The following is a 12,454-nucleotide window of genomic DNA, read 5'->3' as shown; positions in this document are numbered from 1 at the left end:
CCGCTGCCCGCCCATCGCCGGTCGACACATGATTGGATACATCGGCAGGCACGTCGCGAAGAGGGAGGGCCTGGACATGGCCGAGGAGATCCGCGCCGAGATGGTGGCCAACGTCTGGAAGGTCGTCGCCACGGCGGGTGACACGGTGACCGAGGGCGACACCCTGGTGATCCTCGAGTCGATGAAGATGGAGATCCCGGTCGTCGCCGAGTCCGACGGTGTGCTCCAGCAACTCGTCGTCAACGAGGGCGACGTCGTGCAGGACGGTGACCTGATCGCCGTGATCGCTTGACCGGGTTGCGGGTCCGTTCGGCCGAGTCGGCCGATTTCCCGGCGGTGGCCCGGGTGACAGTGGCCGCGTACGAGGCGGACGGCCAGCTCAAGGGCGAACACGGGTACGGCGAGGTGCTGGCCGACGTGTCGACCCGAGCCGCCAGCGGCGAGGTGCTGGTCGCTGTCGACGAGGTGACCGGGGCGGTGCTCGGCTCGGTCACGTTCGTGCTGCCGGGCACCCCGTTCGCCGAGCTGGCCGGGCCGGGCGAGGCGGAGTTCCGGATGCTCGCGGTCGACCCGGGCGCTCAGGGGCGGGGTGTGGGCGCCGCACTGGTCGAGGCGTGTGTCGACCGGGCAACCGGGTTGGGTTGCACGGCGGTGGTGATCTGCGTCCGGGCCGGGATGGCCGATCAGGCGCACCGGCTCTACTCGCGGCGCGGCTTCGTCCGTTCGCCGGAAAAGGACTGGTCACCGCTGCCTGGTGTGGACCTGCTCGGCCTTCGGCTGGAGCTGACGCGCGGCTGAGCCGGCGACCGACGAGCCCGGGCCGCCACGATCACGCCCGGTCAGGCGTCGGGCTGCGTGCCGATGGCGGCCAGCAGTTCGTCGGCCACCTCCAGGGCGAGCTTGCGGCGTTCGTCGTCGCTGATGTGCGGCGCGCGGACCGCGAACCAGCTCGTGTGCACCGCAAAGATTGACAGCGCGGCGCGCAGTTGGGCGGCGGGGGAGTCGTCGCCCCGGCAGAGCGCGTCGGCCAGCTCCAACATCCGCCCGCGCATCTTCTGCCCGGAGGAGAGGCTCTTGAGCGCGGTCTGGTTCTGCTCGAAGAAGCGCATCACCGACGGCTGAGTGCCGTCGAACATCGTGTCGGCGTACCGGGAGATCAGCTCGCGCCGGGTGGCCAGGGTGGCGGGCTGGGTGGCGGCCCAGGCGATCAGTGCGTCCATCCCCTCCAGCCGGTCCTCGACGAAGCTGGCGACGATGTCGTCCTTGCTCTTGAAGTGGTAGTAGAGCGCGGCCTTGGTGACGTTGAGGCGCTCGGCGATCTCCCGGAGCGAGGTCTTCTCGTACCCCTGCTCGGTGAAGAGCTCGAGCGCGACGGCCTTGATCCGTTCCCGCGTTCCGCCGCCTGTGCTCTCGCTCACGCACACCCTCCAAATGGCTTGACCGTTGCTTGTACCCAACTTACCGTGCGGCTAGTAAGGTGACTAGCCGGGCGGCAAGTAAGTACGGCAATCTTCGGGGGGAGCTTACCCATGACTCAGGCAACCCAGGCCGGCACGCGACCCAACAACATTCGGGTCGTGCTGTTCGGGCTGATGATCGCGATGATGCTCGCGATGCTCGACAATATGATCGTCAGCACCGCGTTACCGCGGATCGTCGGCGAGTTCGGCGGGCTCAACCACTTCACCTGGGTGGTTACCGCGTACGTCCTGGGCACCACCGTCTCCACCCCGATCTGGGGCAAGCTCGGTGACCTCTACGGCCGCAAGTCGGTCTTCCTGACCTCGGTCGTCGTCTTCCTGGTCGGCTCCGCCCTCTGTGGCATGGCCGGCTCCGGGATGCTCGGCGGCCCAGAGGACGGCATGGTCCAGCTCATCGCCTTCCGGGCCGTGCAGGGCCTCGGCGCCGGCGGCCTCATGGTCGGCGTGATGGCGATCATCGGTGACCTGGTCCCGCCCCGCGAGCGCGGGCGCTACCAGGGCATGATCGCCGGCATCATGGCCATCGCCATGGTCGCCGGCCCGCTGGCCGGCGGATTCATCACCGACCACCTCTCCTGGCGCTGGGCGTTCTACGTGAACCTGCCGCTGGGCGGAATCGCGCTGCTCGTGCTGATCACCACAATGCACCTGCCGAAGTACCGCACCGAGCACCGGATCGACTGGCTCGGCGCCGGGCTGCTCTCGGTCGGCATCACCGCGATCGTGCTCATCACCACCTGGGGTGGCAACGAGTACGACTGGGTGTCACTGCCGATCCTCGGCCTGGCCCTGCTGGCCCTCCTCTCGTTGGCGGCGTTCGCCGTGGTGGAGTATCACGTCCAGGAGCCGATCCTGCCGCTGGCGCTCTTCGCCAACCGCAACTTCGCGCTGATCTCGGTGATCGGCTTCCTGCTCGGCTTCGCGATGTTCGGCGCGATGAACTTCCTGCCGCTCTACCAGCAGACAGTGCAGGGTGCGTCGGCCACCAACAGTGGCCTGCTGCTGCTGCCCCTGATGTTCGGCATGCTGGTCGTCTCGCTGGTCATCGGCCGGGCGATCACCCGCAACGGCAGGTACCGGGCGTACCCGATCATCGGTGGCGTGATGATGACCGCGGGCATGGCGCTGCTGTCCATGCTCGACACCGACACCAGCAAGCTGATGTCCTCGCTCTACATGATCGTGCTCGGCGTCGGCATGGGCTTCCTCATGCAGACGTCGATGCTGATCGCGCAGAACAGCGTGGAGCAGAAGGACCTCGGCGCGGCCAGTGGCGCGGCCACCTTCTTCCGGTCGATCGGCGGTTCGTTCGGCATCTCGCTGTTCGGCGCGATCTTCGCCAGCCGGCTGGCCAGCTCCGAGGGCGGTCGGGCCTTCGGTGGCGGCGAGGCCGGTGCCGGGATGGACCTGGAGAAGCTCAAGGAACTGCCCGCCCAGGCGCGCGAGGCGGTGCTCGGTGGTCTCTCCGGCGCCATCTCGCACGTCTTCCTCTGGGCGGTGCTGTTCACCATCGTGATCCCGGTGCTCGCCTGGTTCATCAAGGAGATCCCGCTGCGCACCGCGAACGAGGCGCCGCCGCAGGCCACCCCGGAGGAGGACGCCGAGGTCGCCCTCGGCAAGGCCCCGGTCGCCTGACCCCGAACCTCCGCGATCTTGCACTTTGTGCGCGTGCATAAGCACTGTTTCCGACAGAACGGCGACAGTAAGTGCAAGATCGCGGGGTGGTGGGAGTCAGCGGCGGAGCAGGCGTTGCCAGAGGCGGCGCAATGGGTTGCGGGGGCGGGGAAGCCGGGGGGAGTGGGCGGCCAGCAGTTCGGTGGCCAGTGCCGCCGTCGCCGGATCCAACTGCGGGGCGGCGAGTGCCAGGTGAGCCAGCGAGGCGGCGATCGGGACCGGTCGGCTCCGCGCCACGGCAGCCGCGTCGGCCAGCCGCTCCGCCACCACCCGAGCCACGTCCGACCGCACCGAGGGGTCCACCCAGGCGGCGGTGACCAGGGCGAACAGCGCCGCCTCGGTGACCCAGTCCTCGACGCCCCAGATCAGATCGAGCAGCACCCGGCGCCGGGTCGAGCCCTCCCACGGCTCGTCGGTGCGGTGGTGCAGCAACCCCAGACAGGCCCACACCTGCACCCCACGAACCCAGACCGACGGGTCGTGGGCCGCCAGCAGCCGACCCACCGCGTTGGCCGGCGCCGCCGGCGGGTGCACCAGCAGACCGAGCAGGTCACCCAGGTCGAGGCCGGCCAGGCCCACCGCCGCGTCGTACGCCGCCGGTGGGTGTGCCCACGCCGGGTGGGCGATCTGCCCGATCCGTTCGACAGCCGTCGCCGAGGGCGCCGCCAGCGCGGGCGTGGGGACGGCGTCCGCGTAGTGCCACAACCGCTGAGCGGACTCCCGCCGGGGCTCGCGCGGGTCGGGCTCCGGCGCGCCGACGACCTCGATCCGCAGCCCGGGGGCGGTGGAGATCGCCGTCCCGACCGCGCTCGGCGGGGCGGCGGCGGGTAGGCGTACGGCACCGCCGAGACCAAGTTCGTCATCGGCCACCGCCTGGCGCATCGCGTCGACCAGGGGCCCACCGGCCGGGGTGAGTTGGCCGAGCCAGGGCCGACCTCGGCAGCACTGGGCCAGGTCGCCGTGCTCGTGGCTGTCGTCCGGGTGGTCCCGCACGAAGTCGGCGAGCGCGACCAGGTGGGCGAGGTCACCGTCGCGCAGGTGCCGCAGGCGGTGGGCGGTGTGCACCGCGCAATCGAACGACGGGTCGCGCGCCAGCGCCCGCTCGGTCCACTCCAACGCCTCGTCCAGCCGGCCGATCTCGGCCAGGGTGCCGGCGATGTCCGCGTAGATCGCCAGGTCGTCGGGGTCCAGCTCGACGGCCCGACCGAGAGCCGCGAGGCCGTCGCGGGTCCGGCCCGAGCTGCGGTACGCGTACCCGAGCCACACCTCGCCCATCTTCGAGGGCTGTGCGCGTACCCCTCGGGTGGCCCAGCGGACCGCCAGCTCGACCTCGCCGAGGCGCCGGGCCAGCGCGGACGCCGCGCCCAGCAGCAGGCCGTGTTCGGGGTGCACTGTGGCCGCGTTGCGGGCGAGCGTGAGGTACGGGGTCAGCGGGGCCCGGCCGATCCGCGGCACCGGGTCGGGCAGTGCGGCGCAGACCTGCATGAGGACGCGGGCGATGTGCTCCGGCTCCAGTCGTTCGGCCAGCTCGGGCGCGGTGACCCAGGGCACGCCGGCCCACTCGGTGCCGGGCGCGTACGACGTCGCCGCGGCCAGCAGCTCCAGCCCTTCGGCGGGGCGGCCGGCGGTAGCGAGGAGGTGGGCGCGGGCGACGACGGCACCGACGAAGGTGTGGTGGTTGATCGGGAAGAGGTCGAGGCCGCCGCCGCTCGACACGGCGAGCCGGGCCAGCGTCTCGTGCACCTCCGGCAGGGTGGGGGCCCGCGCCAACGCGCCGGCGAGGTGGCCGGCGGCGTGGTGCAGGTCGCCCTCGTCGAGTGCCAGCCGGGCCAGCGCCAGCTCCTCCGTCGCGGAGAGCGCGGGATCGTCCGTTCCCTCGGGCACGTCGTCCTCTCGTGGCAGTTAGACCGGGTGCAACGGGTAAAGCTTAGTTGATATTGAGATCAACTGGTGATCACCTGCGCAATCCTGCTCGTTCGATTGCTGAGATACGCTCAAAAGTGCAAGACTGAGCAAGAATCGCGCGGCAACCGCGCAGGGGGAGGGGTTTCCGTGACACGTGCAGGGGCTGGAATGGCCGCCGACATCGACGAGCAGCCGGCTGGCTACGCGCGCTTGCTCTCCGCTGCCAACGCCGCCGAGATCGCCCGGGTGGCGGCGGTCATCGCCGAACGTCGGCCACGGCACGTGGTCTTCACCGCGCGGGGCACCTCCGATCACGCGGCGCTCTACGGGGCCTACCTGACCGAGATCCGGCTCGGCCTGCCCGCCGGGCTGGCCTCGCCCAGCGTCGTCACCCTGTTCGGGGCCCGCCCCGACCTCTCCGACGCGCTGGTCGTCGGGGTCAGCCAGAGTGGCGGCTCGCCCGACCTGGCCGAGGTGCTGCGCGCGGCCCGAGCCTCCGGCGCGCTGACCCTGGCGGTGACAAACGCCCCAGACTCGCCGCTGGTCGACGTGGCCGAGCTGAGCGTCGACATCGCCGCCGGGCACGAACGGGCGGTGGCCGCCACCAAGACGTACACGGCGGAGCTGCTCGCCCTGCTGATGCTGGTGGAGGGGATCCGGGCCGGCGACGGCGTGCTTCCGAAGGACGAACGGGAGGCGCTCGACGCACTGCCCGAGCTGGCCGCCCGCACCCTGGCCGACGGCACCCCGGCCCAGCTCGCCCCGCGCTACCGGTTCGCCCGTCAGCTGGTCACCACCGGCCGGGGGTACGCCTATCCCACCGCCCGGGAGGCCGCGCTGAAGCTGATGGAGACCTCGTACCTGCCGGCGCTCGCCTTCTCCGGCGCCGACCTGCTGCACGGCCCGCTCGCGATGACCGACCCGGAGGTCCCGGTGCTCGCCGTGGTCGGCTCCGGCCCCGGCGGCCGGTCGATGGGTGAGGTGCTGCCCCGCCTCGGCGAACGCCGCGCCGACGTCGTGGTGGTCGGCTCCGCCGACGTGCCGGGCGCCACCCGGCTGGCCGTCCCCGAGGTCGACGAGCGGTACGCCCCGCTGCTGGACATCCTGCCGATGCAGCGGTTGGCGCTGGCCCTGGCGCTCACCCGAGGCGAGGACCCGGACGCGCCGCGCGGGTTGAAGAAGGTCACCGCGACGATGTGAGGCGCGGCGTGGCACCCTGGTCACCGTGTCCACGCTGCGCGACCTCGCCGAGGAGCACACCCATCTCCGTCCGGCCGACATCGACCACCTGCACCGGATCGCCGGCGACTGGCAACTGCTCTCCGATCTGTCCTTCGCCGACCTGCTGCTCTGGGTGCCGGTCGACGCCGACGGCACGTTCCTCTGCGTCGCCCAGGTGCGCCCGACCACCGCACCGACCGCCTACCAGGACGACCAGGTGGGTCGGATCGTCGGCGGGCCGGAGGTGGCCCACCTGGGGGTGGCGTACTCCCAGGGCCGGATCTGGCGCGAGGGCGACCCGGTCTGGTACGGCGACGTGCCGGCCCGGCACGAGGCGATCCCGGTTCGGCTGCGTACCGCCGAGGGGGAGGCCGGCGAGGTGATCGCCGTGGTGGGGCGGGACACCAACCTCTCCACCGCGCGTACGCCCAGCCAGCTGGAGCTCAACTACCTCACCACCGCCGACGACCTGGCGCAGATGATCGCGGACGGCACCTTCCCGCCGCCGCGGCATCCGGGCGAGACCACCTCGGCGCCCCGCGTCGGCGACGGCCTGGTCCGGCTCGACGCCGGCGGCAAGGTCACCTACGCCAGCCCGAACGCGCAGTCCGCGTACCGCCGACTGGGCTACGCCTCGCACCTGGTGGGGGAGGACCTGGCCGCGTTGCACCGCCGGTTGGCCGGTGACCCGCTGGACGGCACGGAGGCCTCGAACGGCATCCTGGCCGCGCTGCGCGGTGAGGCGCCACCCCGCCGGGAGATCGACGCACGAGGTGCCACGATGCTCACCCGGGCGCTGCCGCTGATGCCGGCGGGGGTGCCGATCGGAGCGTTGGTGCTGGTCCGGGACATCACCGAGGTCCGTCGCCGGGACCGGGCGCTGATCACCAAGGACGCCACCATCCGGGAGATCCACCACCGGGTGAAGAACAATCTTCAGACGGTGGCCGCGCTGCTGCGCTTGCAGGCCCGCCGGGTGGCGATGCCGGAGGCCCGGGTCGCGCTTGAGGAATCGGTCCGTCGGGTCGCCTCGATCGCCCTGGTGCACGAGACACTCTCGATGTCCAGCGACGAGGCGGTGGAGTTCGACGGCATCGTCGACCGGGTGGCGAGCGCGGCGACCGAGGTGGCGGCGACCGAGGTGAGCGTCGGCATGCGTCGGCGGGGCAGCTTCGGCGTCCTGCCGGCGGAGATCGCCACCTCGCTGGTGATGGTCCTCAACGAGTTGCTGCTCAACGCCGTCGAGCACGGCTTCCCGCCGGCCGACGAGGCGGAGGAGGCCCTGGTGGCCTCCGCCTCTGGCATGGTGCCGGTCGCCGCTCCCGAGGTGGACCCGTCCCTGCGGCCCGAGGTGGTGGTCTCCGCGCACCGGTTCCGCAAGATGCTGCACGTCTCGGTGACCGACAACGGGCGCGGCCTGCCCCCGGACTTCGACGCCGAACGCGGCAGCCGGCTCGGCCTCCAGATCGTCCGAGCCCTGATCACCGGGGAGTTGCGCGGCACCATCGAACTGCGCGCCGGCGCCAACGGTGGCACCGAGGCCATGCTGGTCGTCCCGCTGGCCCGCAACACCCACGACGGCCGCTCGCAGACCTGACCGCCGTGCCGCCCAGCCCCCTTCCGCGTTGTGCCGATCAGCGGTCGGGGCGGGTGGTCAGCAGGGCGACGGTCAGGCCGGGTCGCTGCCAGACCTGGGTGACGGTGAACTGCGCGCGTAGCGCGTCGCCCTTGGCGCCCGGCACGGCGGCCAGCGGCTCGGCGTGCCGGCCGGACACGACGAGCCACACCCGTGTCGTACCGGCGAGGCACGGTGCTGGCTGCTGGCACTCGGCGGCCCACAGGTCGCCGCGGCGGACCTCGTCCTCGGTGACCAGCACGTCGCGTGGTGGGTCGCTGAGGTGGTACTCGATGCCGAGATCGAGGAAGAGCCAACTGTGCCGGGGCGAGTAGACCACCGCGTCCCCCGGGCGTTGGCCGTCGGCGATCACATGGGCCGCCCCCGCATAGTCCACCGGCGCGCTGCGCGGCCAGTCGTGGGTCCGTCGCAGCGCGGCCTGGTCGGGCAGGCCGAGTAGCCCGGCCAGGACCACCACGACGAGCGCGGCCGGAGCGGCCACGGCGGCCAGCGCCGCTCCCGCCAGGAGGCACGCGAAGGGCACCACGAAGACCAGGTACCGGGGCACCCACAGCGGTACGACAGCGCCGGCGGCGAAGAGCAGCAGTACCGGCAGCAGCACCGCGCTGACCGGCAGCAGGGCGCGCCGCCCGAGCCGGGCCGCGCCCAGCGCGGCGACCCCGACCAGCAGGCCACCGACCACACTGCTCTGGGCCACACCGCCGGGCAGCGCGGTCAGGTCGTCCAGCCGGGCCAGGTGGACCCAGTTCAACTGCCGGGACTGCTGGGTCCGGGCCTTGACCAGCAGCGGGCCGGCCAGCAACGCGACCGGCACCACGGCGACCAGCCAACGCCACACCCGCCGGTCCCGCTCGGCGTCGGGCTGGGCCGCTGTGGCGATGCCGGCCGGGGTCGGGCCGCGCCACCAGGCGACGAGGACGACCAGCGCGTGGGCGGCGAGCAGTGTGAGCGCTATCAGGTGGATGAGCCCGAGAGCGGCGACGGTGGCGGCGTAACCGGCCCAGCGGGCCCAGCTCGGTCGACGCAGCGCGGTCACCAGCAGCACTGTGGCGAGCACGGCGAGCATTGTGGCCAGCGCGTACGGGCGAGCCTCCTGCCCGTAGCGGGAGGTGCCGGGAAGCACCGCGAACAGCAGCCCGGCGAAGAGGCCGCCGCGTCGATCGACGAGCCGCGCGCCGAGCACGGCGAGCAGCCCGGCTGTCACTGTCATCGCCAACACGGCCGGTACGCGCAGGGCGATCGTGGAGTCGCCGAAGATCCGCGTCCAGAGGTGCATCAGCAGGTAGTACGGCCCGGTGGCGGCGTCGATGGTGCCGGCCAGTCGGGCCAGGTCGCCGGGCGACCGGGTGGCAGCGCTCCACGTCGCCAGCTCGTCGCGCCAGAGCTGGGCGGAGCCCAGCCCGGTCACTGTCACCGCCAGGGTCAACAGCGCCGGGGGGAGCCAGACCGGCAGGCGGCGCAGGTGCTCCCACGCCGTCCCGGCCGACCTCTCGGACAATTGCCCCACGGGCCGAGCCTGCCACGGCCACCCGCTCCGTGGGCGTCAGCCGGCGCTCTCCCTGTCATGCCCGAACTGTCCTTGGTGACCAGCTGGTCGGCTGAGGTTCGGCCCGTGATGTGGGATCCAGCACGTGGACATTGGCCGGCCCCCATGGGGTGTGGCAGCATGGGCGCATGACCGCCGCAGTCGTCCGCCGCTTCGTGGCACGTCGCCACGTCGATTACGGCCGCGTGCGCAGCGCGATCTGTCCGGCCTACTGACGACGCCCGATCATTCTGTCTCGGGCGCGCTCCGCGCCGGCTGTCTGAAGACACCGTTGTCCCGCCCGCTTCGCCGGGCCGGCCGCCGCGCCCCGCGTATCCCGAGGCACAGCAGACAACGGAGGACGCCGCGATGGCGGTCAGCAGCATCCCGGCCCGTTCCGAGGACCCGACGGCTCGCCCGACCCGAGCGCCGCGCCGGCCACGGGGTGAGGGGCAGTGGGCGCTCGGCCACCGCGAGCCGCTCAACCCCAACGAGCGGATCAAGAAGGACGACGACCCGCTCAACGTCCGGGCCCGCATCGAGACCATCTACGCGCATCGTGGCTTCGCCTCGATCGATCCGCAGGACCTGCGGGGCCGGTTCCGCTGGTGGGGCCTCTACACCCAGCGCAAGGCGGGCATCGACGGCGGGCGCACCGCGGTGCTGGAGCCGCACGAGCTGGAGGACGAGTTCTTCATGCTCCGGGTCCGCATCGACGGCGGGCAGCTCAGCCTTGCCCAGCTGCGGGTGATCGCGGACATCTCCCGGGAGTTCGCACGGGACACCGCCGACATCACCGACCGGCAGAACATCCAGTACCACTGGATCCGGGTCGAGGACATGCCGGAGATCTGGCGTCGGCTGGAGTCGGTCGGTTTGCAGACCACCGAGGCGTGCGGCGACTGCCCGCGGATCGTGCTGGGCAGCCCGGTCGCCGGGGTGGCCCGCGACGAGCTGCTCGACCCGACCCCGGCGATCGACGAGATCGTCTCCCGGTACGTCGGCGACAAGCAGTTCTCCAACCTGCCCCGCAAGTTCAAGACGTCGATCTCCTGGTTGGTGGACACCCCGTACGAGTCGAACGACATCGCCTTCCTCGGTGTCGACCACCCGGAGCACGGGCCCGGCTTCGACGTCTGGGTCGGCGGGGGCCTCTCCACCAACCCGATGCTCGCCAAGCGGCTCGGCGTCTGGGTGCCGCTGGCCGAGGTGCCGGACGTGTGGGCCGGGGTGGTCGGGATCTTCCGCGACTACGGCTACCGCCGACTGCGCAACCGGGCCCGGTTGAAGTTTCTGGTGGCCGACTGGGGCGTGGAGCGCTTCCGCGAGGTCCTGGAGAAGGACTACCTCGGACGTACGCTGCTCGACGGCCCGGCGCCGGTCCTGCCGTCGAAGCCGGTCGACCACGTGGGGGTGCACGAGCAGGCCGACGGGCGGCACTACGTGGGCGCCGCTCCGGTGGTCGGGCGGGTCTCCGGCGCGCAGCTCAGCCAGTTGGCCGACGTGGTCGAGGCGCACGGCAGCGACCGGGTGCGGCTCACCCCGTACCAGAAGCTGCTGGTGCTCGACGTGCCGTCGGAGCGGACGGAGTCGCTGATCGACGCGCTGCGTGGGATCGGTCTGGAGGCCCGGCCGTCGGCCTGGCGGCGCGGCACGATGGCGTGCACCGGCATCGAGTACTGCAAGCTCGCCATCGTCGAGACGAAGGCCCGCGGCGAGGAGTTGGTGGCCCGGCTGGAGCAGCGGCTGCGCGACTTCGACGCGGACATCTCGATCCACATCAACGGCTGCCCGAACGCGTGCGCACGCACCCAGGTGGCCGACATCGGGCTCAAGGGTCAACTGGTGGTCGGCCCGGACGGCCGGCAGGTCGAGGGTTTCCAGGTGCACCTGGGCGGCGGGCTGGGCATGGCCCAGGGGCAGACCGCCGGTTTCGGCCGCAAGCTTCGCGGCCTGAAGACCACCGCCGACGAACTTCCGGATTACGTGGAACGGCTGGCCCGTCGCTACCTGGCCGGTCGGAGCGAGGGCGAGACGTTCGCCAACTGGGTGATCAGAGTCGACGAGGAGGAACTGCGGTGAGCAGCGAGAACCGAGCGGCACCTCTGTACTGCCCGTACTGCGGCGAGGAGGACCTACGGCCGCACGAGGCGGGTCACGGCGCCTGGGAGTGCCACGCCTGCACCCGGGTCTTCTCGGTGAAGTTCACCGGGTTGCTGAGTCGGGCGGTGACCTCATGAGTCTCGTCTCGGCCGCGAGCCTGCGCCTGGTGGGCCCGGGCGGCTCGACGTCGGCCGACCCGGCCCGGCGCGACCCGGACGAGCTGCGGGCCCTGGCCGAGCAGGCCGCTCGGGACCTGGAGGGCGCCCCGGCACTGGAGATCGCCCGCTGGGCGGCGCAGACCTTCGGTGAGCGGTTCTGCGTGACCAGCTCGATGGCCGACGCCGTGCTGGCGCACCTGGTCTCCCGGGTGGCCCCCGGGGTGGACGTGGTCTTCCTCGACACCGGCCTGCACTTCCCCGAGACGCTGCGGGTACGCGACGAGGTTGCCCGGACGCTGCCGGTGAACGTCAGGTCGATCCGGCCCCGGCTCACCGTCGGCCAGCAGGACGGCCAGTACGGCCCCCGGCTGTTCAACAAGTCGCCGGACGACTGCTGCCAGTTGCGCAAGGTGGAGCCGCTGGAACGGGCGCTGACCGGGTACGACGCCTGGGCTGCCGGTCTGCGCCGCGACGAGTCGCCGAGCCGGGCCAACACTCCTGTGGTGACCTTCGACGCGCGTCGGGGCAAGGTCAAGGTCAATCCGATCGCGGCCTGGTCGCAGAAGGATGTGGACTCCTACATCGCCCGTTTCAACGTGCCGGTCAACGAGCTGTTCAAGCAGGGTTACGGGTCGATCGGCTGCTGGCCGTGCACCCGCCGTACGAAGGCCGGCGAGGACGCGCGGGCCGGCCGGTGGGCCATGTTCGAGAAGACCGAGTGCGGGCTGCACGTCTGACCTCCCCGGCGGCG

11 protein-coding genes are annotated in these 12,454 nt (G+C 71.9%); 8 read left to right on the top strand and 3 right to left on the bottom strand.

Going from position 1 to position 12,454, the window contains the following annotated elements; translation table 11 throughout:
* Positions 1-70: 70 nt before the first annotated feature.
* Together KBX08_RS17885 and KBX08_RS17880 are read left to right on the top strand one after the other, a co-directional pair.
* Positions 71-292, top strand: coding sequence for a biotin/lipoyl-binding carrier protein (locus tag KBX08_RS17885; RefSeq protein WP_181518367.1), 222 nt, complete (start codon positions 71-73; stop codon positions 290-292).
* Complete coding sequence (locus KBX08_RS17880; RefSeq protein WP_210784611.1) at positions 289-798, top strand: GNAT family N-acetyltransferase; 510 nt, start codon at positions 289-291, stop codon at positions 796-798. Before KBX08_RS17885 ends, KBX08_RS17880 begins: the two co-directional genes overlap by 4 nt.
* Positions 799-839: 41 nt before the next feature.
* Here the strand turns inward: KBX08_RS17880 and KBX08_RS17875 are convergent, their stop codons facing one another.
* The gene (locus KBX08_RS17875; protein WP_210784610.1) at positions 840-1,424 is read right to left on the bottom strand and encodes a TetR/AcrR family transcriptional regulator; all 585 of its coding nucleotides are present in this window, start codon (positions 1,422-1,424) and stop codon (positions 840-842) included.
* 105 nt (positions 1,425-1,529) lie between these two features.
* On the opposite strand from KBX08_RS17875, the gene KBX08_RS17870 reads away from it, so the two are divergent.
* Positions 1,530-3,116, top strand: coding sequence for an MDR family MFS transporter (locus KBX08_RS17870; RefSeq protein WP_210784609.1), 1,587 nt, complete (start codon positions 1,530-1,532; stop codon positions 3,114-3,116).
* 96 nt (positions 3,117-3,212) lie between these two features.
* Here KBX08_RS17870 and KBX08_RS17865 read toward each other — a convergent pair whose 3' ends face one another.
* Positions 3,213-5,039: a tetratricopeptide repeat protein gene (locus KBX08_RS17865; protein ID WP_210784608.1), complete on the bottom strand. Its 1,827-nt coding sequence runs from the start codon at positions 5,037-5,039 to the stop codon at positions 3,213-3,215.
* 189 nt (positions 5,040-5,228) lie between these two features.
* On the opposite strand from KBX08_RS17865, the gene KBX08_RS17860 reads away from it, so the two are divergent.
* Positions 5,229-6,260 (top strand): SIS domain-containing protein, encoded by a 1,032-nt coding sequence (locus tag KBX08_RS17860; RefSeq protein WP_210784645.1) that lies wholly within the window; start codon positions 5,229-5,231, stop codon positions 6,258-6,260.
* Positions 6,261-6,285: 25 nt separating this feature from the next.
* The gene (locus KBX08_RS17855; RefSeq protein ID WP_210784607.1) at positions 6,286-7,878 is read left to right on the top strand and encodes a PAS domain-containing sensor histidine kinase; all 1,593 of its coding nucleotides are present in this window, start codon (positions 6,286-6,288) and stop codon (positions 7,876-7,878) included.
* A 37-nt stretch (positions 7,879-7,915) separates the two neighbouring features.
* Here KBX08_RS17855 and KBX08_RS17850 read toward each other — a convergent pair whose 3' ends face one another.
* Entirely contained in the window at positions 7,916-9,424 is a 1,509-nt protein-coding gene (locus KBX08_RS17850; RefSeq protein WP_210784606.1) for a glycosyltransferase family 39 protein, read from the bottom strand.
* A gap of 387 nt (positions 9,425-9,811) precedes the next feature.
* Between KBX08_RS17850 and KBX08_RS17845 the strand changes: the two genes are divergently transcribed.
* The 3 genes from KBX08_RS17845 to KBX08_RS17835 are packed head-to-tail and all read left to right on the top strand — an operon-like array spanning position 9,812 to position 12,440.
* The gene (locus KBX08_RS17845) at positions 9,812-11,524 is read left to right on the top strand and encodes a nitrite/sulfite reductase (protein ID WP_210784605.1); all 1,713 of its coding nucleotides are present in this window, start codon (positions 9,812-9,814) and stop codon (positions 11,522-11,524) included.
* On the top strand, positions 11,521-11,682 hold the full coding sequence (locus tag KBX08_RS17840) for a hypothetical protein (RefSeq protein ID WP_165435836.1): 162 nt from the start codon (positions 11,521-11,523) through the stop codon (positions 11,680-11,682). Before KBX08_RS17845 ends, KBX08_RS17840 begins: the two co-directional genes overlap by 4 nt.
* Positions 11,679-12,440 carry a phosphoadenylyl-sulfate reductase gene (locus tag KBX08_RS17835; protein WP_210784604.1) on the top strand — a complete coding sequence of 254 codons (762 nt, stop codon included), beginning with the start codon at positions 11,679-11,681 and terminating at the stop codon, positions 12,438-12,440. Before KBX08_RS17840 ends, KBX08_RS17835 begins: the two co-directional genes overlap by 4 nt.
* Positions 12,441-12,454: the final 14 nt, after the last annotated feature.

Origin of the sequence: Micromonospora sp. H61, assembly GCF_018070325.1 — a bacterium.
GTDB lineage: Bacteria > Actinomycetota > Actinomycetes > Mycobacteriales > Micromonosporaceae > Micromonospora > Micromonospora salmantinae.
The sequence above is the reverse complement of the archived record's forward strand: the minus strand, read 5'-3'. Positions and strand labels throughout refer to the sequence as shown.

Coding starts and splice junctions, on each gene's coding strand:
- KBX08_RS17870 (WP_210784609.1), top strand. CDS start 1,530: ATGACTCAGGCAACCCAGGCCGGCACGCGACCCAACAACATTCGGGTC.
- KBX08_RS17835 (WP_210784604.1), top strand. CDS start 11,679: ATGAGTCTCGTCTCGGCCGCGAGCCTGCGCCTGGTGGGCCCGGGCGGC.
- KBX08_RS17860 (WP_210784645.1), top strand. CDS start 5,229: ATGGCCGCCGACATCGACGAGCAGCCGGCTGGCTACGCGCGCTTGCTC.
- KBX08_RS17845 (WP_210784605.1), top strand. CDS start 9,812: ATGGCGGTCAGCAGCATCCCGGCCCGTTCCGAGGACCCGACGGCTCGC.